Source organism: Saccharothrix espanaensis DSM 44229, assembly GCF_000328705.1.
Lineage (GTDB): Bacteria > Actinomycetota > Actinomycetes > Mycobacteriales > Pseudonocardiaceae > Actinosynnema > Actinosynnema espanaense.
This window is the reverse complement of the sequence record NC_019673.1, coordinates 1,061,281-1,081,115: the sequence shown is the minus strand read 5'-3', so window position 1 is coordinate 1,081,115 and position 19,835 is coordinate 1,061,281. Positions and strand designations below refer to the sequence as shown.

The window sequence follows — 19,835 nt, the reverse complement described above, 5'->3', positions numbered from 1 at the left end:
GGTAGCTCCCCCACCTCATTGGATCGGTCTGAACAGGCTGACCACGTCGTCGGTCAGCAAGACGATTCCGCCCACCACGGCACCGGCGGCCAGGGCGAGTGCGGTGCCCGCCGCGTCGGGCGGGACGCCGGTCGCGCCCGTCCCGCCCCACCACCCGACGACCGCCACGGTGATCAGCAGCGCGTTCCGGACGACCTGGGGCAGGCCGACCGGTGCTGAGGACTCCCCGAAGCACTGGCACCGCACCCGTCGGCCGCGCGCGATCGCCATCGCCACCGCGGCGGTGAACACCATCAGCAGCCCGGTCGCCAACACCATTCCCACAGCCGCCCACGGCGAGCAGAGCAGGAGCACCACGGCGACCTCACCCGCCACCACCGCCACCGCGGCCGGTGTCCGGGGCAGGGCCGGTGCCAGTTCTCCGGTGGCGCGGACGAAGTCGGCGAAGTTGCTCCTGCCCCGGACCTTGCCGAAGACCGACACCAGGAACACCAGCCCCAGGCAGAGCCGACAAGCGACGACGGCGTACTCCACGGACCTTCACCTCCTCTGCCGGCGTGCTTCGCGGTTCGCCAGAACCAGCACGACCAAGGGGATCGGGAGGGCGAACCACCACGCGGTGTGCACCGAGTCCCAATCCGGTTCGGACGGCAGCGGCCAGACCCTGCCGGGGTAGAACAACGTGCCCGCGGCGAGCGCGAGCAGCACCGCGCTCCCGATCACCGCTGCGGAGCGGTCGGTGCCGTGCCGCCGCGCCACTGCCGCGGTGCACGCCAGACCGAAGCCCACGCAGACCACCGCCTCCAACGCGTAACCGGGCGCGCCGAGGTCGGAGCCCGGTGCGGAACGCCACGCGAGCACGCCGAACACCAAGCCCCAGGCGGCGCACGCCACGAGGGCGGCGATCAGCGTCCGCGTCCACTGCCGCAGCCAGCGCGGCACCGGAACGGCGGCGGTCACCGTCGCCGCGGCGTCGACGAGGGCGAATCCCGCGGTCGCGCCCAGCAGCAGGGCGGCCAACCGGACCGTGGCGGCCAGGTTGAACGGTCGGACGTCGTCGCCGGTGGCCACCGCCAGTCCGACGAGCGCGACCAGCACCGCCGCGAAGGGGCCCCAGTCGATCGCGCGGCTCAACGGCCGCACCAGGCAGACGGCCACCCGCACCCGAGTCGTCAACGGCACGGGGTACCCCCCGGCTGCTCGACCGGGACGTCGTCGGTCAGACCGAGCAGCGGCAGCGCGGCGGGGATCGTCGTCGACGGGTCGACCAGCACGTCCCAGTGCTCCCGCACCCGGGCTCGGGCGTCGGGCACCTCCGACAGCCGTGCGGCGTAGGCCAGCTCGGCGCTGCCGTAGTCGATCATGCCCAGGTCGGAGGCGGCCCGCGTGCGCGTGACCTCTCGACCGTCCTGCTGCACCACCTGGCTCTGCACCCGCACCGGCGCGACCGCTTCCTCGACCTGGCCGGTGAGCCAGAGGGCGACGACGGTCCGCGCGCGGTCCCGCGCGTCGCAACCGTCCGGGGTCTGGCTGGAGTTGACGCCGGGGAACCCGGTCAGCGCACCCGCCATCTGGGCGGCGAGCGACCTCCGGGAGTCGACTTCGCCGCCGTTGCGGCCCCAGGACGTGTCGGGCATGATCGTCGACTTCGCCGCCCGCTGGTCGATCCTGCCGGTGCGGGTCCGCTGCACGACGGCCGGCAGTCGTGTCCTCGCCGCCGGGGGCGCCGCGGCCACCACGGGTTCCACCGCCTGCTGCCACAGCGGTATCCACGCCGCGAAGGAGGGGAACGCGCAGTACCGGACCTCGTTGTGCGTCTCGCAGAGGTCGGCCCCGGCGCTCACCGACCGGTCGGACGAACCGCGGGAGGCGCTCGCCGACGGTGCGCCGGCTTCCGGGGAGTTCAGCGTCAGCGCGCCGCCCAGGACCACGGCGACGAGACCGACGGCGGCGACGGTCGTCCGCAGCGGTCGTGCCCCGTGCCGCAGCAGCGCGGCGGCCGCGACGGCGACGAACAGCCCGACCGCGTAGAGCAGGTGCCAGAGCGGGGGCCTGGTCGGGTCCACGGTGATCTTGAGGTCCGGCACCACCGGCAGCAGCCACACCCCGGGGAACTGGAACATCGACCAGACCAGGACCAGCACCGCGATCGGCCCCGCGACGAGCACGGGGGTCCACCGGGCCAGTGCCACACCGGTGCCGGTCATGAGCGCCACCAGCACCACCCCGGTGACCAGTTCGGAGACGTCGAAGCGCCCCACCGGCACGCTGCCCACCAGCAGGGTGGCGAAGTGCAGCCCGATGACCGCGGTGGCCAGCACGACGGTCACCGCGGTCGTGGCCACGAGCACGGCCAGCGTGCGGGTCCCGGGCCTTCCCGGCAGCGGTGCGAGCAGTTCGGCGAACCCCTTGCGGTGGTCGCGCAGGGTCGCCAGGTTCGCCGCGAGCAGCGCGCCGGCACCGAGGACGAGGCTCGCCGTGGCGGTGTCGACGGTGTCCAGCGACCAGTTCGGCATCACCTGCCAGGTCGCGAACGTCCGCGCTCCCAACGTCACCGCGGCCAGCGCCAGCAGGATCGGGTTGCGCGCCTGGATGCGGACCTCGAACAGCACCAGCGCGCCGAAGGACCCGTTCACGAGATCTTCTCCTGGGTGTCGGAGAGCAGGCGCAGGTAGCCGTCCTCGACGGTCGGCTCGACGACCTGGCCGTCCTGCGGCCTGCCGCCCACCACGCGGTAGCGCCCGTCGACGGTGCGCCAGAAGACCTCGGAGCCCGCCGGCCGGGAGACGGTCGACCACACCTTCCCCTCCGCCTGCCAGGCGAGTTCGTCCGGAGTGCCGTCGAACACGGCCGCGCCGGCGCGGAAGACCACCACCCGCTCGCACAACGCCGCGACGTCTTCGGTCTGGTGGGTGGACAGCAGCACGACCTTGGTCTCACCGAGGCGGGAGATCAGCGTCCGGAAGCGCATCCGCTGCTCCGGGTCCAACCCGACGGTCGGCTCGTCGAGGATGATGAAGTCGGGATCGGCGACGAGCGCCACCGCGATGCCGAGGCGTTGGCGCATACCGCCCGAGAGCTTCTTCACCTTGACCGCCGCCTGCGCGGACAAGTCCACTTCGGCGAGCACCCGGCGGACTTCGTCCAAGCGTTCCCGGCGGCCGGTCAACTCCTTCAGGATGGCGATGTAGTCCACCATTTGCGCGACGGTGAAATGGCCGTACAGCTCGGGGTCCTGCGGCAGATAGCCGATTCGCCGGCGGAGCGCCGCCCGCTGGGCGTGATCGGCGGGGTCGAGACCGAGTACGCGCACTTCACCGGTGTCGGGAGCGAGCACCGTGGCAAGACACCGCAGCAGCGTCGTCTTGCCTGCTCCATTGGGGCCCAGCAGTCCTGTGACACCGGACGACACACCGAGGTCCAAGCCGCCTATCACGCGTTTTTGCCCGTAGCGCTTGGTCAGCGCCCGCACGTCGACAGCAAGCTCCATAAGTCCACCTCGGGGTGTCGTAGTCATCTACACTTGAGCGGCTGGGTGCCGTGCCTTGCTGCATAAGGCACGGCACCCAGCGCGTCTCAACGGATGAGTCAGCAGCCGCAGCCGCAGCACTCGTATTCGATGAACGCGTACCCGTTGTCGCAGACAACGTGGTGCGCACGACGCCACCACCAGAACGGGCAGTCGCCGTCGCACCAGGAGTAGTCCCGCTCACAGGCTTCCGCCCGCGCTTCGACAGTGGGTACGACGAGAGCGAGCAGCTTGTCGCTCGCCCTCGAGAGAACGTTACGCATTTTCACTCCTCTCCGTGCCTCTTTGTGAGTCACCGAGAAGAAACCTACCGATGGGCGATCAAGTCTCCCCCTATTCCCGATTAGGGGGAATAGCACTCGAACCCAGCGCTGCGCAGAGCGCTGACCAGGCACGACAGCACCCGCCCGGGCAGGCGGAAACCGCACCGGGAACGAAGGGGGCAACAACAAGGGCAACTTCCGGCGGCGCCCGACCGCAGGGCCGCCTCATTCGCTGCGCAACCCGTCGGCGCGGGCGAGCACGCGCAGTACCGGAATGGCCAAAAGCGTGACCAGGCCGATCACCAGCACGGCGATGGAGTTCACCACCGCCACGAAACTCCAGTCGAGGACGAGGGGTGCGCGCAGCGCGCGCAGCGTCACCGCGGCGAGCCCGAAGCCGGTGATGTCGGCGGCGAGGACACCCAGGCCGATCGGGACCACGTTCTGCCACAACAGGGAACGCCCGATCACGCCCCACGGGATCCCGCTCGCCGCCAGCGCGGCCACGGCCCGCCTGCGCTCGGTCAGCTGGTGGGCGATGAGCACCAGCAGGCTGGCACCCGCCACCAGCAACGTGAAGGCCGACAGCAGGTAGATGCCGCCTCGGAAGATCGTGAACCACTGGACCCGGAACCGCGCCCCTTCCGACGCGGCGACCAGGCCCTCGATGGACGTGATGAGCACGCGCGCGCCGATCGCCGCCGCCAGCACCACGGCGATCCCCCCGACCACCCGGCTCGGCGTCCCGCTGTCGACCTGGAGACGGCGCACCGCCAGTTGCCACGACGGCGGTCCGCCCCGCAGCACGCCGACCACCCGCTCGACCAACCACGGCAGCAGGACCGGTACGGCCGCCAACATCGACACCATGCCGCAGGACGCCAGCACGGTGGTGGTCCCGCTGTCGCCCGCCCGGTCCAGCACCACGGGCGCGAGGAAGACGACGCTGAGCCCGACCGGGATCAGCCGCCACCACAGACGCCGCCACGACGTGCCACCCCTGCGTGCGACGCCAAGCGGCTCCACGAGCACGTTCCTCATACCCACCAGAGCAGCGCCGGTGGCCGATGCGACCACGACCGCGGGCACCACGACGAAGGTCGGCCACGGCGGCAGGGCGTCTGCGATGTGGAACAGGCGCGCCCCGGACCACAGGTTTGCGAGGCGCGAGTGCCCGACGTAGAAGATCGCCACGCCCACCGCGGCTCCCACCGCCGCACCCGCGAAGGACTCGGTGACCGCGATCCGGCGCACTTGGGCCGCGCGGGCACCGAGCAGCCGCAAGGTGGCGAGCTGGCGATCCCGCTCCTGCCCGCCCAGCCGGCCGACGCAGGAGACGAACATGAGCAGCGGCACCAACAGCACACCGCCCGCGGCGATCACCAAGATCAGCTGCCCGGGGGACGCGCCGTCACCGGCCGGGCCCCCGAAGCCGTACACCCGGGCTGTCGGTTCGCCGTCCTCGAACCGGTCGACGCCCCGGTAGAAGTACAACTCGTCCGCGGCGAGGAGACCGGCGCCCTCGATGACGCCCACCCGCGTCGCGGAGAACCGAGCCGCCAAGGCGGCATCGGTGTCGAGCAGCACGGCCAGAGCGGGGGAAACGAACACCTCACCCGGCCGCGGAACCGCCGGGATACCAGGGGGTACGGGAGTCGGCCGGCCACCTTCCCGCACGTGGCGACCCGAGATCGGTGTGCCGTCGTACACCTGGAAGCTCTCCGCCAAGTGCAGCGGCTCCACGCCACTCCGCTCGGCGAGCACCGGCACCCGCGCCGCCCCGGGTACCGACGACGTGCCGATGGCACCGATCACCGCCACTCCGAACAGCAACACGGCCACGCAGACGCCGATGGCGAGCGCCGTGAGCACGAAGCGCGCCACCGCCTGGCGGGAGCCCCGAACGCGTCCGACCGCCAACCGAACGCCGATGGCGATGTCCGCCCTCACCACACCTGCCCCGCCCCGGGACGCGCCAAACGCATACGGGTTTCAGCACCCGCTCCGCTGCGAGAACGGCCGCATAACAGCCGATCGCACGTGAAGCGAAACCGACCACCGGAACACGGCTCCCTGGACCGCCCCAGCAGCCCGCCCCCCACCCTCATGAAGACCACTATACACAGTGTGTCTACACCAAGTGTATAGCCTTGGACGTGCGGTTATCCCCCCTACGAGGGAGACCGGTCACGCCCCTGTCGATCAAGGTCATGATCCACACCCGGCACACCGAAGACCGGTCGCATAAGCACGGACCACGCAAGGCCGAGAGCGAATGACCCTTGAACGCAAGTCGCACACGCATTCGCCCACAACCGGCGTGACCGGCGATGCGGCCACTGATCGATCCGTGCTCCGGCCTGCCGTAAAACTGCGCTCAGTCGTCCTGCGTCACCTCTTCGCCAACCACCTCTTCATCGACCACCTCGGCGCCGTTCCAAACGAACCGGGCGGTGGTGACGGCGTCGTCGTCGCCCCCGCTGATCAGCTGGTGGATCGCGATGCCGTCCAACTCGCGGTAGGTGCACCACTCGTGGTCGGAGGTCAGGACCAGGTCCAAATCCAGCGCCGACAGCAGTGCGAAGACCTGGCCGCGGTTGACGCTGTCGACGCCGACGAAGACCTCGTCCAGCAGGATGATCCGCGGCGCTCCGGCAACGGCCTGGTAGTGGGCGGCCACGGCGGCGAACAGCGGCAGGTGCAGCGCGATCGCCTTCTCGCCACCCGACAGCGCGCCGTGCAGCTTCTTGGTCAAGGGCTGCCAGCCCGTCCCGTTCATGCGGTCGACCTTCACCACGAACCTGTGCCAGGCCGTGTAGTCGAACACCTGCCCCAACTGCTGCTCCCAGTTGGTGGCCGTCTCGTCGCCCTTGGCCTGTTCGACCCGGTCCCGGAAGAACCGGTGCAACGACTCGCGGTCGTCCTCCGTCAACCGCACCGGGTCCTTGAGCAGGAGGTCACGCGCCGCTTTCGTACCCGGTGGCAGCTCGGGCGAGACCTCCCACACCAACCGCACCGCCACCTTCGAGGCGGTGCGCACGCGCTCCAACCGGGCGTTCATCCCGTCGACCAGGTCGTGCGCCTGCCGTATCCGGGCGGCGAGGTGGCGGCGCGTGTCCCCGGTGAGGGTCCGGTCGAACAGCTCGCGCTCTTGCGCGGTGATGTCCTCCCTGCTGCGTTCCGCGTCGGAGCGCAGCAGGTCGTGCAGCACCGAAGCGCCGACCCGCACCCCGTCCACCATCGCGGAGAAGACCTGGACGTCCTCGTCGGAGTCGAGTTCGAGGTCGGCCCGACCGCCCAGCACCTCACGGGAGGCGTGCACCTCCTCCGCCAACCGGTGTGCGGCGTCGCCGAGGTTCTTCGGCGAGTGGGGCAGCGACGGCCACGCGGCCGCGACCGACCGCGCCGCGTCCAGCGCCGCCCGAACACCGCTCGACGCCGTCAGCACCTGTCTGAACGCGGGCAGGTCGTCCAGACCGCTGTCGGCGGGCAGGCTGCCGTCCGACAGGTGCCGGAACCGCACTGCGGCCTGGTCGCGCGCCTCGGTGGCCCGGTCGCGGTCACGCGCATCGGTGGCCCGCTGGGTGGTGAGTTCTCCCAGGCGCACGGCAAGGGTGCCGATCTCGCTCTGGTTGGCACGCGCATCGCGCCTCACCGAACCCAGCTGCTCGCGCAGCCCGGCGAGTTCGTCCAGCACCTGCCGGTAGCCGACGCCGATGGTGCCCTCCACGGCGTCCAGCTCGCTGTCGAGCCCGCGCGCCACGGCTTCGGCTTCGGCCGCCTCGTCCTCGCGCTGTTCGGCGGCGAGCCGGGACCGCCGGGCCTGCTCAGCGGTCCGGTCCGCTTCACGACGTGCCGTGAGCAGAACGGCGTGCTCGTCGATCCAGGCGTCGGACGCGGTCCGGAAGGCGTCCACGGCGGCCACGACGGCGGTGAGCGCGTTCCGCTCGGTGGGCAGGCCGTGTTCGGCTGCCGTCGTGGTCAGCGCGCGCAGGGCACGGTCCACGCGCTGCTCGCTCTTCGCCAGGCCGTCCAGCGAACGCCGGACCACGCCGTCGGCGCTGGAGACCGCTGAACCCGCCTGGGTCAGGGCCTCCAGCGCGGCGTTCGCGTCGGCGTGGTCGGGCCGGTCCCGCCGGTCGGCTTCGACGTCGGACCTGCGTTCGGCCAGCGACCGCAAGGCGGCGGTGTGCGTCTCGATCAGCTCTTCCGACGCGGCGATCCGCTCACGCAGTCCGGTCAACCGGCGTTGCCGGGCCCGTTGCCTGGCGAGCGCGCCGATGTGCGCGGCCTCGTCCTTGCGCCAAGTGCCGTGCAGGTTGCCCGTGCGCCACCCACCGTCGGCTCCGATGGCGACCGGGTGGGCTCCGGGCAGAACTTCCCCGTAGGCCACGCCACCGAGCAGGCGGGCGACGACGTCGGCGGCCACGGGCGCGTCGACCTCGGGGACGAGGACGTCGGCGAGTGAGCGGCCCGGCGCCGGCGGCACGGCACCGGGCGCGGCGAACGTGTCGTGCCCGACGACTGCGCCGTCATGACCGACCCAGGCGTCCAGGAGCCCGGACGCCTGGAGCGCGGCTTCCACCGACGCGCGGACGTCGTCGGGCACCGCGTCGGCGAAGCGGACCAGGCGCCACAACGGCGCGCCTGTCATGGTGATGCGGTCCGCGGTGCGCGTGTGCGGTGGCTGGGGCGGCAGGTCCTCCTCGGTCAGCAACCGCCGGACCTCGTCGCGCAGGGCGTCCCGATCGCGCTCGGCGTTCTCCAGCGCTGTCCCGACCAGGGTCTCTTCCCTGGTGATGGCGCCCAGCACGCGGCTCGCGGCCGAGTCGACCTCGGTCAGCACTGCGGTCTCCGACGCCGCGAGGTCCGCCAGTGCCTCGGGGTCGGCGAAGGTCAGCTCACGGCAGTCCGCCACCCACGTCAGCACGGCGGCCCGAAGCTCCGCGAGCGCGGCCTCGCGCCGTTCGGCGAGTTCGGCCCGCCGTTCGATGGCCTCCGCCAGGGCTTCCCGTGCCTGTTCGAGCGCCCGTTCCGCGTCCCGCCTGCTGTTGACCGCGACCTCGTGCTCGTTGAGCGCGGCGCGCACGGCCTCGACCTGCTCGGCACGTGCCTGGACCGCGGCACGCAGCAGGGCCCGGGACCGCGAGGGGTCGGCGAGGACGCGGGCGATCTCGGCGTGCACCGAGGCGAGGCCGACACGGGCGGCAGCGGTCGAGGCGCCGTCGGCCAGCGCTCCCGCGGTCACGGCTCGTGCCTGCGCGTGCCGGGCAGCGGTGTCGGCCGCTTCCGCGTCGGTTCGGGCGACCTGGCGGTGCTGGTCCGCGTCGGCCCGCCTCTTCCCGGCGGTCGCACGAGCCTCGCGCACGCGGGTCCGCAGCCGGTCGAGCTGTTCACCCTTCCGGTACGCCTCGCTGCCGGTCAGGCCCTGGATGCGCCCTTCCGTCTCGACGATGCGCTGCTCCAGCAGCTCGCCGCGTTCTTCGGCCTCTTGTTTGCGCAGCTCGGCGCGGCGGTGCTCGTCTTCCGAGAGTTTCGCGGCGTCCGCGAGGTTGCCCAGCTCCGTGGTGGCGGAGATCAGCTTCGCCGCCGCAGCGCGCAGCACGCGCTGCGCGTAGGCGCGTTGCCTGGTTCTGAGGTGTTGTGCGGCCTGCACCTCCGCGTCGAGGCGTTTGAGCTGTTCGCGCTGCCGGTCCAAGCGCTCGAAGCCCTCCGCGAGGTCGCTGATCTCCGCCTCGCCCAGCGGTGGCAGCGCCTTGGACAGCAACGTGGACAGCAGCCCGGGGTCGAGCCGCTGGGAGAGCTTCGGCGTGCGGAGTTGGAGCAGGGCCGTGATGAGCGCGTCGTAGCGCTGCTCGCTCAGACCCGGGAACAGGGTCGAGCGCACGGCCGCCCGGAAGTCGGCCGCGTTCTGGTGGAGCGTGCCCCGGTCGCCGAGCGCGGCTTCCAGTGCCTTGGTGGTGAGGGGCGCGCTGTTCGGGTCGGTGAGGGTGAGGCCACCCGGCACGCCGATGCGCTGCCCAGTGGTGAAGTAGTCCGGGTGCACCGTGGTGGTGTGCTTGGTCGCGGCCAGCCGCGCGCCGCACGAGAACCACTTGTCCGGCGTGCCGTCCGCACCGGGGAAGCGGAACTCCAGCCACACGTACCCGACTCTCGTGGTGCCCGTCGCCCCTTCCCCCATCAGGTTCCAGTGCATGGTGCGCTCGGACGTGCCGAACGTGGAGAGCCGGTTGGCGCGCAGGTTGGCGTCGAACAGGAACGGCAGGAGCAGTTCCAGCGCCTTCGACTTGCCGGTGCCGTTGGGGCCGCGCAGCAACAACCGTCCTTTGTGGAACCGGAAGACCTCGTCGTAGTAGCGCCACACGTTCAGGATCCCGGCACGTTCGGGAACCCACCTGGCCACCGTCTCCGGCGGGGCACCGCTTTCCGTGCGTGGCAGCTCGGTCACCGTCATGACTCGTCCTCGACGTCGTCGGCGCTCGTTCGGGTCACCGCGTAGCGGGTGGCGGCGGGCTGGGCGCGCACGACACCGCTGTCGAGCCGGACGAGGCCGAACGCCCTGAGCACGTCCAGCGCGTCGGCGACCAGCCGCGTGGCCCCGTCCTCGCCGCGGTAGCCCTTGGCCCACTTGGGGAAGCGGCCCAGCAGTGCGTCGGCCTCGGTGCGCAGCTGCTCGACGGCGACCGGTCCGGGCGCGGACGTGATCAGGTCGAGGAGCAGCAGGGCGGCGACCTTGGCGTTGCCGGAGTCGTCGGGGAACCGGCTGTCCGTGGCCACGCCGTCCGGGTCGATCAACATGACGCCCTCGGCACGTTCCTCCACCAGCAACCCCGCCTGGTCGGCGGCCCGGCGCAAGAGCTGCCCACCGGTCGGCGACGACAGGTAGGCCAGTTCCGCGGGGGTCAGGTCGTCGCGGTGCACGACCGGGTCGTCGACCAGCTTGCGGAACACCGAGTGCCGCAGCCACAGGTTGCGCTGGACCTCGGACACCGGCTCGTCGGCATCGCCGTAACGCCGCTCGCGGGACAGCCGGGTCAGCAGTTCGGTGAAGCGCGACGGCACCTCGTCGGTGTAGGACCGCTCGGGGGCGACCGCGACCTGCGACGCGCCGACCGGGGCCGCCAACAGGCGCATGAGCAGCGTCACGTCCACCCGGTAGAGGACTTTCGCGTCGGCGGAGTCCACGAACGACTCGGTGGCGCCGTCCACCACCTCGACCGCGCCGAAGGACTCCAGCAGTCGCAGCGCGTCGACGAACGCCATCCGCTCGGCGCGGCTGGACGTGTCGAACGGCGGCAGCACCGGGTCCGCGGCCGACGCCTGGACGACGCGGTCCGCCAGCAAGCCGACCGTGGTCACCGGCACACCCAGCAGCTCGGCGGCCGCCACGCACAGCAGGGTGTACCGGCGGCGGTCGAACGGCGCGCGCCCCGTGCGGTGCCGTCGCGCCGGGCGGGTGGGGTCGGTGGCGACCCGGACCTTGGCCAACCGCGCGTACCCCAGGCGGGGTTCGACGACCAGCGACCACCCGCAGTAGTAGTCGAACCACTTCTCGACGGGTTCGCGCCGCCTGCGCACGAGGTCGAAGGCTTCCGGCGCGGTCTTGGCGCCGATCAGCGGTGTCGCCAGCAGCAGTCGGATCGCCCGCGCGACCTCCTCGCGCTCCGCGATCACCAGCTGGTTCGCCAGGTTGCTCATCCGGTCGCCGTCCCGTCGGCGGCGCTCCGCGGCCGACGTGCCGCGCGGCCACCGTGCGTGCGGACCTCGACGTCGTAGTCCGGGCCGGTGAACACGCCGCGCGGCGTCCTGAGCACCGCCTGCTCGCGGTGCGCTCCCGGCGGCCGCAACAGGATCTCCACCCGCCCGTCACCCGTGGTGGCCCGGTGGACGCCGTGCCGGTCCGGTGCCGCGGCCAAGGCCCGCCCGAGAAGGTCGAGCAGCCGTTCGAGCACCTCGTGGTCCAACCGCCCGAACTGCGACAACCGCGTGCCGCCGCCGGTGTCCAACCGGTCCCACGCGGCCTTCAGCGCGGCCCGCTCCGCACGGGCCGACTCGGCGCGCGCCGCCTTGACCGCGGCCACGTCGCGCACCCGCCCGGTGCGGCTGAACCGCTCGGTCCGCCCCGCGCTGCGCAGCAACGCCGACACCTCCACCGGTGGCGCGTCGACCCACCGGGCCGACGACGCCACGAGCTCCGGGTCGGGGTGCGCGAGGTGCGCGTGCCGGGCCGAGCCGAGCCCGAAGGCGGTCGACCACAGCAGGTGCAGGTCCTCCTCCGCCGGCGCGACCGCGAACCAGCGCGCCAGCTCGCGGAAGTCGGCCGCCGCACTGGTCGACCTGCGCCTGGACTCGGTGATCCGGTCGAGCACCTGCAACAACGCGATGATCGCGCGCCTGGCGACCACGAACAGCTGCTGGACCCTGGGCGTGCCGCCGTCCACCGGCAGGAACCACGCGCGCAACCCCTCCCACCGGGCGCGGCGCAGCTCCAACCACGCCACCGCCGGATCACCGCCCGAGGTGGGCGGGAGTTCGGCGCCCACCAGCGCACGGTGGTGCAGGAGAGCCACTCCCCGGTCCTCGACCAACCCGACCCGGTTGGCGATCGCGTGCGCCCGCTGCTCCAGGTTCGTGGTGAACTCCTGGAGGTAGGCCACGGTCGCCGACTTGACCTCGCGGAACGTCTCCTGATCGGCGCCCTCCGCCCGCAACAGGCGCTGCAGCTCGCCGTTGAACTGCTTGGTGTTGCCGCGCAACGCCTCCAGGTGCCCCTCCAGCTCGACCAGCGTGCTGAAGATCCGGCGATCCGGCACACCGGGATCGCCCAGCTGCGCGACCAGCTCCCCGAGCCGGTCCGCGATCGCGTCGAGCACCGCCGTCTGGAGCGCGCCCGTCGAGGCCAGCACGCCCATCGCGTGCACCACGCCGGCCAGGGCGGCTTCACCGCGCTTGGTCAACGAGTACTGGAGGTTGCGCCGCTCGTACTCGTCGGCGGTCCGGTAGTTCTCGGCGTGGTTCTGGGTGACGTCGAGCAGCCGCCAACCGCGCAGGCTCCCCAGTGCCTCGGTCAGGTCCTTGTCGTCCAGCGGGTCGAGCCACCCCACCGAGCGGAGCCTCGCCCGCACGTCATCGAGCCCGAGAGCGGTCTCCAACCGCTCGTTGGCCTCACCGAACGCGTGGAGGATCACCACGTACAACTCGGCCCGTTCGCCGGTGGTGAACCGGAACATCTCCGGCGGCACGCGCATGGCCTCCAAGAGCACCCTCCTCCCCGCCGGTCGAGCACGCTACGGCAGACCACCGACATCCCGTCCGCAATCATCGAGTTCGTCCAACAACCGCGCGGTGACCCGTTCCTCCGGGACCGCCAGCCCGTGCTCGCGCATCGCGTCCGCCAGCCCACCGTCCCACGGCGCCTCGGTGACCCGCCCGACCGATGTGCCGACGCGTGCGACGCCCAGCGCAAGCAGGTAGTCGTCGGTGGCCATGCGCCACGGCGCGGCGCCAGTGCGCGCCATCACGTGCGCGGCGATCCGCACACCCTCGCCGTCGAAGTCCCCGTGGTAGTGCAGGGTCGCCCCGGCCGTGGCCAGCCCGCGCAGGAGCACGATCACCGCGCTGTTGGGCCAGCCCGACGTGCACACCACCGGCGGGCACGAAGCCCCGAAGCGGGCCACCGCCACCGTGAGCACGCTCGGGTTCTCGAACACCCACACGTCCTGGGGCGTCCCGACGAACGAGGTCGCCCGGACCTGCGCCAACGTCAGGGCCGCGACGTGCCCCGCATCGGCGCACACGCGCAGCACCGCGCCCCCGACACCACCCAACCGCAGGCCGGCGGCCAGGACGACCGAGGACACCTCGTCCTCGACCACCCCAGCGCGCCCCCACAGCGCCCGCCGCTCCTGCGCGTCTCCCGGCAGGTCGAGACCGTAGAGCGCCGCCAGCGCCCGCAGCACCAGCCCGGCGCACCGCGTTCCCTCGTCCAGCGCGTGCGGATCGCCGAGGACCGCCTCCGCCAGCACCGGCAGCGGCACACCCGGCGCAGGCAACGCGGCGACGACCCGCAGGACCCGGTCGAGCTCGTCCCGGGTGCGCTCGACCGAACCACCGACGAGCCCGGCCCGTCGAACGGCGTCCACCCACTCCCGCAACGCCGGTTGAGCGGTCACCACGGGGTGCCGGACCAGCCACTCCCACAGCTCGGCCCGCGCCGCATCGGCGAGCGCCCGCCGCGCGGCCCGGTCGTCCAGCGGTCCCAGCAGCGCCGCGACCACGTCCCGCACGCCCGCCCCCACGGACTCCCGCAGCAGCTCGTCGAGCCCGGCCACCGACACCACCACGTACTCACCCGGCAGGCGCTCGCCCCCCAACAGGTCGGCCACAGCCGACCGCTGCTCGTCATCGAGGGGCCCCACCCGCACCCGGCTGACCTGCCGCCCCGACGACAACCGCTCGTGCACAGCCCGCCACAAGGGCCGCAAGGCAGCGGAATCGAGCCCGTTCACCGAACGCACGCCCCCAACCCTGCCAGAGCCCACCTCCACCGACTCCGGCCGGGATGACGTGGCCCAGTTTGAGCAGGGCCTTGCGAAACGTCAGCCCAAGGTCCGGCCGGACGGCGAGGTGGCGGTCACCGATCGGACGGCACAGCCCTCGTGGTCCGGATGATCAACGCGGCGAGCGCGGCATCCAGCGCACTCGATGACACGGACGTGACCCAGATCAGTCAGCTGCGATCAGCGGTCTGCTCCGCGTGGGCGGACAGCACGACCCGGTCCTCGACGCCGATGTCGCCCATGGCGACGACGTCGAGATTGGGCGGCACCGCCAGCGGCCGGGAACTGCGGCCGCGAGCCCGGGGTGGGGCGCTGGTCGCGCTCGCCACTCCCGCCGAGGCCTGGCACCGCCGCGGCCAACCGCTCACCCCGCTCGTGCCGCGCCACCGTCGTCACCTCGTCGGGAAGGCAGGCGGGCGAAAGTACCGGCACGAGGTCTACCGAACCGAATAGATCGATAGATCAGAGACCCCAATCCCACCACCTCCGTCCAGATCGGGGTGCACCGATCAGCACCCTTACCATGCCGGGCCCGCCAGAAGATCCGCGCGCCGTAATCACAAGAAATCCGAACCGCACCACATCAACGACTCCGCCAGCATCCGCCAGTGCAGGCCAACTGCGATGAGGCGCAGCCAACAAGCTAACCCTCACTCTGCCAGCACGGTCCGGTCGTTGCCCTGACCAGGGCAACGCAGAACCCGCACGTCACCGGTGCGTCATCACCGCTCGAAGCCGTTCAACGTCGCCCACTTCCACCGCCTGCTCCAGGTTTGCTTCACAGGTTGTGGCATGAACGGCGTTGGCGCTTATCGCCGATCGCGCGATCCCGCCCCGTCTGTGAAACGCGATCCGCGCTCGCAGTACCGCGGCCAACCCCCTACAACGTGCCGAAAGTTTGATTCGTCAAGCCCCCCATCCGCTCGAAGACCAAGCGGCGACCAAGGCGCTTGCAACTGAAAGAACAGTCAGCACTACTGACATGCAGCCAGACCCCTGGGTCACCCAACTATCGCTGCCGGAAACTAACTTTTCATGTATCTCTTTGTTCTTCTCTATCGCCAGAGTCCAAGCCACCTGTTCAGAGGACACTTCTTCTGGAACCGCATACGCGATCCACGCCGCCACATTACGAAAAGCTACGATCAACAGATCATCCGACCACCCAGCCTCGCGTAATTTCGCAGCGGCCAGCAGCTCGGTAGACCCCTCCGCCCCAGCATCAAAATGCGCTTGAAGATCCTCTAGCACCTCTTGTTGCGTGTCGAAGTAGCCGCTAAATCGAGTTACTGTTGCGCTCGCTTCCCCGCCTACTACAATCCGAGCCCAACTCCACTTTACTGACATTCCTTCCACCTCTCGCACACCCGCCGATTCCCGTCGAGGCCACCATAGCGGATTGCCACCCAGCGGAGATATTCCAGCTCGGACGGGTAACCGCTGGCAGTCACACAGCACAAAGGTCCGCAAATTTGCGCTTGCCGAGTTTCCACTGATCACCACCGTCACGATCACCCGAAAGCCAGATGGCGAAAGTCCATCCAATCGGATCAAGGATCATTTACGTATTGCGCCATGCAGGTGAAGCATGTTTCAGCTGGGTGTCGTAACGAATGCTTCGACAAAAATTCCTCATATGCAATCTCCCGACGTCCAGTCGCTCGCCATGTCAAACGACAACGAATGCGGCTTCACACTGGTTGATGTAAGAAGGTTCAGGAGGAGTGGCATCTCATCGATCGCTCATCCTGGAGTCCGAGGTCGGACGAAACGGTCACTTCAGCGGCCGAAGTGCACCTCGTCGGTGCAGTTCCCTGACATGCTCAGCGCAGCGGGCGGGTACGGCTGCGGAACAGAACGCCCGCTTTGAGGTTGTGACACGCTCCGGAAGCGGTCAGGTTCGCGCTGCCGAGGAAGAGCACCTGCCGATCCGCTATCAGAATCTTCGAGTGTTGCCGGGCACCTCGTTTCTCCCGCTGGTCCAGCGGTCAGTGCCAGAGTCGCACAGCCGCGAAACCAGCCAGTTCTCGAGAAAACCCGGGCCCGTTCGGAGCCGCTCAGCAGACCGCCGGTGCCTTGGATCGTCTCCACCACGATGTCCACCTCCACTCCGCGCGCTCCGCCGCTGCGCGGAAGGCCGTAGTCAACGGCTTGTAGGCAGCAGCGGAGTAGGTCATCTCCAGCAACTCCGTCGTCGCGTGTCCGACAATGGACCAGTCCCTGCCCAGTTGCCCGGACCGGTACGCCGGGGGGCGAAGGCCCACTCCACACCGGCTACACCTCTGACGATTTCGCTGACGTGTGCAGGCGGTTACAAGGCCGCGCAAGTACATCGCAACCTCGCCAGCAGGTATGCCCACGATGTCTACGGCGTTCAACAAGCGGTAGCCGATAGGGCCCGCAGTACGCATCCGGATCGCGTGCAGGACGTACTCCCGACTGCGCCCTTGGCCAACTGCTCCGCCAGACCCTTGATCTGGGCGGGTCCGAGCACGCAACCGCCTCGACGGCTGCCGTCTCGAACTCCACTCTGCTCGAACCCGTCTACTCCTTCGGGGACACCACGATGGACGGGTCATTGCCGATCGGCACGAGAAAGCTCCGGACGAGAAAGCGGTTGCCTCGCTCGCAAGTCGTCTCCGAGACTGAGAGGCAGACGCGGCAAGCAGCGCCACGCAGGAAATCGGCAAGGGCCTGAGGAAGCCGCCCGCGCACAGCGGGTGCGAAGAGCAGTGGCGGGCTCCGGTCAAGGCGCTGCGCACGATCCGCTCGAAGTGTTCCTCCTCGGCCAGGATCACCAAGCCGCCGAGAGTGCCTCAGGAGTCCGGCACGGCGGTGTAGCGCGGAGATCCGCGCACTCCTCGACCGCAGCCGACAAACCACGGTCACCGCCGAGCTCGACGTCACGGTCGTCGGCCACGCGGTTCGACGCCATCACGGATAGACGCGGTGCTGGAGGACTACCTTCGGGCGCACCGTGAAAGGCTTGGTGCAGCGTCGGCCCCATGGGGGACGCATATCGGGTTCCAGGTCGCCACCTGGGGCACGTAGATCGACCGGTTCGCACTTCCCGACCAGCACACGCCGGAGAAGTACCTCGCGGAGATCGAGTCCTGGCGGGACGAGGTGCGGCGATCCTGACCGGCCGTTCATGATCATCTCGCGGCTATGCTGGACGGGGTGCCCACCTGCGCATCCGCAACAGCAGCGACGCGTTCCTCGAGAACGTGCGGGTGCAGGCCCGAATCAAGGGCAATATCACGGCCGTCGACCCCGTGGAACGCGACGGCAGGTTCAGGCGGTCGTAGCATGTGATCTTGGTGTTCGGTGGGGAAGGATTGCCCGCCGTGCGTCGGATGTTGTCCTTGGCCGATCGGGAGGAGATCTCCCGTGGCGTGGCCGAGTCGTTGGAGTACAAGGAGATCGCGGTTCGGATCGGCCGTAACGCCTCGGTGGTCTCGCGTGAGGTGATCCGGCACGGCGGTCGGGACGGGTATCGGGCTGTGATGGCCGAACAGGCGGCGAGCGCGGCCCGGTCGCGACCGAAGTCGCTGGCGGTGGACCGCGTCCCTGCCCTGAGGGCGCGGGTGGCGGGATTGTTGCGGGTGGGCTGGTCACCGGCGTCGATCGCGGGGTGGTTGGCGCGCCAGGAACCGGGCGAGGACGCTGGCCGGGTGAGTCACGAGGCCATCTACCAGTGGGTCTACGCCCAACCTGTCGCCACGCTGAACCGGGAGTTGATGGCGCTGCGGACCGGCCGCACGGCCCGCCGTGGACCGCGTCCGGCGCCCGCGCCGCGCATCCGCGAGCCCCGCTACCTCGACGAACGCCCCGCCGAGGCCGACGACCGGGCCGTACCCGGCCACTGGGAAGGCGACCTCGTCATCGGCAAGGCGGGCAAGAGTGCGGTGGCGACGCTGGTCGAGCGCACCAGCCGCTTCCTGGTCCTGGTCCCGCTGCGCGGACGCGACTCCCTGACCGTCACCGACGCGATCATCGCCGCCGTCGGCGACCTTCCGTCGTCGGTCAAACGTTCCCTGACCTGGGACTGCGGCTCCGAGATGGCCCTGCACAAACAGGTGACCGCCACCGGGCTGCCGGTCTTCTTCGCCCACCCGCACTCACCGTGGGAACGCGGCAGCAACGAGAACCTCAACCGCATCGTGCGCGAGTTCCTGCCCAAGGGCGTCGACATCCCCTCCGATCCCCGCTACCTCGCCGCCATCGCCGCCGAGATCAACGACCGACCCCGTAAGATCCACGACTGGAGAAAACCCAGCGAGGTATTCACCGAACTCCTCGAAGCGGATGCTTCCACCGCCTGAACTCACCGACTACTTCAACTCGCATCTCTACTGCCCGATCTGCCCGTCCGCTGAGGCACATCGTCGATGGCGCTGTACAGCTACCTGACCAGCGGCTTGGCGTCATCCGCGTACCACCCGGCCACTCCGGCGTTCAAGGTCTCGTACCGCAGCGGCGGGTCGACGACCCTCACCGTGAGGCTGGACGCGCTGCGCCCCCAGAACACGCACGACACCGCCTCCGACGAGTTCGCCCTCGTCGTCAACGCTCCGGACATCACCGAGTTGCGCAGTACCTGGCGGTCACCGCACAAGGGGCACCAACGCGTCTACGAGGGGAACTCACGGTTCCTGTCGTACAACTGGGAGACGCTGGCGAAGCGATCCGTTCCGCCCTTCCTACCCTAAGGCGACCCCGACAAGCAGGACACCGAGGACGACGACTGATCGATGCGCTTGAATCACATCGGCTGCGGATTCACTAGCGAGTTGTCGGAGAGATCCACCACCGCGGACGCCCCGCCAGACAAGATCACACTTCACCTGCTGTGCCGCTGGCAAGATCGGTGTACGTGGTGGATGTCGACTGTCGAACGCGCGCCGCCGCCGAGGCTCAGCAGCGTCGTGGTGCGCGGCGACCACCGCCTTCCCCATGAACAGCACGAGCAACCGCCTCCGGAGGAGGTGCGGCTCGGTCGCTCAACCAGGCGGCCGGGACGGCATCTGGCACAGGATGGCGTAGCAGCGACAGGCCAGCCGTGGGTTCGGGCAGCAGACTTCCACTGATGACCGCACCGCACCAATCCTGGGGTCATTGCACCAGCGCGAACATCGACGGCGGCTACAGCGACCGGAAGTTCTTGGCGGATCCACCCAGGAGGGTTACGAGACCTGGAGCACATAGCTGATAACATTTCGTGCGGAGCGACCACTTGCTCCAAATCTGCTCCAGACCTGCAGGTCCAGTCCGAAGCAGACGAAAAACAAGATCGCCCGCCACCTGCATTACCGCAGGTCAGCGGGCGATTCTCGGCCTATGTCAACTTGTGGAGCTGAGGGGACTCGAACCCCTGACCCTCACACTGCCAGTGTGATGCGCTACCAGCTGCGCCACAGCCCCGTGCTTCCACGTTTCCCGGCGGCCGGGGCCGCCGTTCTCGTGTGGCAATACCGTACAACA

At 70.1% G+C, this 19,835-nt stretch carries 15 protein-coding genes and 1 tRNA gene; 2 read left to right on the top strand and 14 right to left on the bottom strand.

Annotation, left to right across the window (positions count from 1 at the left end; all coding sequences use genetic code 11):
- Nucleotides 1-15: 15 nt before the first annotated feature.
- The 13 genes from BN6_RS05190 to BN6_RS50110 all read right to left on the bottom strand — a co-directional run bounded on the left by BN6_RS05190 (nt 16) and on the right by BN6_RS50110 (nt 16,336).
- The gene (locus tag BN6_RS05190) at nt 16-534 is read right to left on the bottom strand and encodes a MauE/DoxX family redox-associated membrane protein (protein ID WP_015098494.1); all 519 of its coding nucleotides are present in this window, start codon (nt 532-534) and stop codon (nt 16-18) included.
- Between the two features lie 6 nt (nt 535-540).
- A complete protein-coding gene (locus BN6_RS05185) occupies nt 541-1,182 on the bottom strand; it encodes a hypothetical protein (protein ID WP_015098493.1) in 642 nt (213 codons plus the stop codon).
- The gene (locus BN6_RS05180) at nt 1,173-2,636 is read right to left on the bottom strand and encodes a hypothetical protein (protein ID WP_015098492.1); all 1,464 of its coding nucleotides are present in this window, start codon (nt 2,634-2,636) and stop codon (nt 1,173-1,175) included. Before BN6_RS05180 ends, BN6_RS05185 begins: the two co-directional genes overlap by 10 nt.
- Nucleotides 2,633-3,490, bottom strand: a complete 858-nt coding sequence (locus BN6_RS05175; RefSeq protein WP_015098491.1) for an ATP-binding cassette domain-containing protein — start codon at nt 3,488-3,490, stop codon at nt 2,633-2,635. Before BN6_RS05175 ends, BN6_RS05180 begins: the two co-directional genes overlap by 4 nt.
- Nucleotides 3,491-3,588: 98 nt before the next feature.
- A complete protein-coding gene (locus tag BN6_RS45315) occupies nt 3,589-3,792 on the bottom strand; it encodes a hypothetical protein (protein ID WP_015098490.1) in 204 nt (67 codons plus the stop codon).
- A gap of 225 nt (nt 3,793-4,017) precedes the next feature.
- Nucleotides 4,018-5,742 (bottom strand): FtsX-like permease family protein, encoded by a 1,725-nt coding sequence (locus tag BN6_RS05170; RefSeq protein WP_041311995.1) that lies wholly within the window; start codon nt 5,740-5,742, stop codon nt 4,018-4,020.
- 427 nt (nt 5,743-6,169) lie between these two features.
- Nucleotides 6,170-10,246 carry a TIGR02680 family protein gene (locus BN6_RS05165; RefSeq protein ID WP_015098488.1) on the bottom strand — a complete coding sequence of 1,359 codons (4,077 nt, stop codon included), beginning with the start codon at nt 10,244-10,246 and terminating at the stop codon, nt 6,170-6,172.
- Complete coding sequence (locus BN6_RS05160) at nt 10,243-11,490, bottom strand: TIGR02678 family protein (protein WP_015098487.1); 1,248 nt, start codon at nt 11,488-11,490, stop codon at nt 10,243-10,245. The genes BN6_RS05165 and BN6_RS05160 overlap by 4 nt, the downstream gene beginning before the upstream one ends.
- Nucleotides 11,487-13,040 carry a TIGR02677 family protein gene (locus BN6_RS05155; RefSeq protein ID WP_456238783.1) on the bottom strand — a complete coding sequence of 518 codons (1,554 nt, stop codon included), beginning with the start codon at nt 13,038-13,040 and terminating at the stop codon, nt 11,487-11,489. Before BN6_RS05155 ends, BN6_RS05160 begins: the two co-directional genes overlap by 4 nt.
- Nucleotides 13,041-13,079: 39 nt before the next feature.
- On the bottom strand, nt 13,080-14,309 hold the full coding sequence (locus BN6_RS05150) for a TIGR02679 family protein (protein ID WP_041311992.1): 1,230 nt from the start codon (nt 14,307-14,309) through the stop codon (nt 13,080-13,082).
- A gap of 212 nt (nt 14,310-14,521) precedes the next feature.
- Nucleotides 14,522-14,719 carry a hypothetical protein gene (locus BN6_RS45310; protein ID WP_148302736.1) on the bottom strand — a complete coding sequence of 66 codons (198 nt, stop codon included), beginning with the start codon at nt 14,717-14,719 and terminating at the stop codon, nt 14,522-14,524.
- Between the two features lie 538 nt (nt 14,720-15,257).
- Nucleotides 15,258-15,698: a hypothetical protein gene (locus tag BN6_RS45305; RefSeq protein WP_148302735.1), complete on the bottom strand. Its 441-nt coding sequence runs from the start codon at nt 15,696-15,698 to the stop codon at nt 15,258-15,260.
- A gap of 476 nt (nt 15,699-16,174) precedes the next feature.
- Nucleotides 16,175-16,336 carry a phospholipase D-like domain-containing protein gene (locus BN6_RS50110; RefSeq protein ID WP_148303233.1) on the bottom strand — a complete coding sequence of 54 codons (162 nt, stop codon included), beginning with the start codon at nt 16,334-16,336 and terminating at the stop codon, nt 16,175-16,177.
- Between the two features lie 1,371 nt (nt 16,337-17,707).
- Here BN6_RS50110 and BN6_RS42895 point away from each other — a divergent pair.
- Together BN6_RS42895 and BN6_RS05135 are read left to right on the top strand one after the other, a co-directional pair.
- On the top strand, nt 17,708-18,676 hold the full coding sequence (locus BN6_RS42895; RefSeq protein WP_041311990.1) for an IS30 family transposase: 969 nt from the start codon (nt 17,708-17,710) through the stop codon (nt 18,674-18,676).
- Between the two features lie 66 nt (nt 18,677-18,742).
- A complete protein-coding gene (locus BN6_RS05135) occupies nt 18,743-19,063 on the top strand; it encodes a hypothetical protein (protein WP_015098479.1) in 321 nt (106 codons plus the stop codon).
- A gap of 639 nt (nt 19,064-19,702) precedes the next feature.
- Here BN6_RS05135 and BN6_RS05130 read toward each other — a convergent pair.
- Nucleotides 19,703-19,775 (bottom strand) — tRNA-Ala (locus tag BN6_RS05130).
- Nucleotides 19,776-19,835 lie beyond the last annotated feature (60 nt).

Excerpts from the sequence above, each read along its gene's own strand:
- BN6_RS05175 (WP_015098491.1), bottom strand. The coding sequence starts at position 3,490 with ATGGAGCTTGCTGTCGACGTGCGGGCGCTGACCAAGCGCTACGGGCAA.
- BN6_RS45315 (WP_015098490.1), bottom strand. The coding sequence starts at position 3,792 with ATGCGTAACGTTCTCTCGAGGGCGAGCGACAAGCTGCTCGCTCTCGTC.
- BN6_RS05165 (WP_015098488.1), bottom strand. The coding sequence starts at position 10,246 with ATGACGGTGACCGAGCTGCCACGCACGGAAAGCGGTGCCCCGCCGGAG.
- BN6_RS05160 (WP_015098487.1), bottom strand. The coding sequence starts at position 11,490 with ATGAGCAACCTGGCGAACCAGCTGGTGATCGCGGAGCGCGAGGAGGTC.
- BN6_RS05155 (WP_456238783.1), bottom strand. The coding sequence starts at position 13,040 with ATGCGCGTGCCGCCGGAGATGTTCCGGTTCACCACCGGCGAACGGGCC.
- BN6_RS45305 (WP_148302735.1), bottom strand. The coding sequence starts at position 15,698 with ATGTCAGTAAAGTGGAGTTGGGCTCGGATTGTAGTAGGCGGGGAAGCG.
- BN6_RS42895 (WP_041311990.1), top strand. The coding sequence starts at position 17,708 with ATGTTGTCCTTGGCCGATCGGGAGGAGATCTCCCGTGGCGTGGCCGAG.
- BN6_RS05135 (WP_015098479.1), top strand. The coding sequence starts at position 18,743 with ATGGCGCTGTACAGCTACCTGACCAGCGGCTTGGCGTCATCCGCGTAC.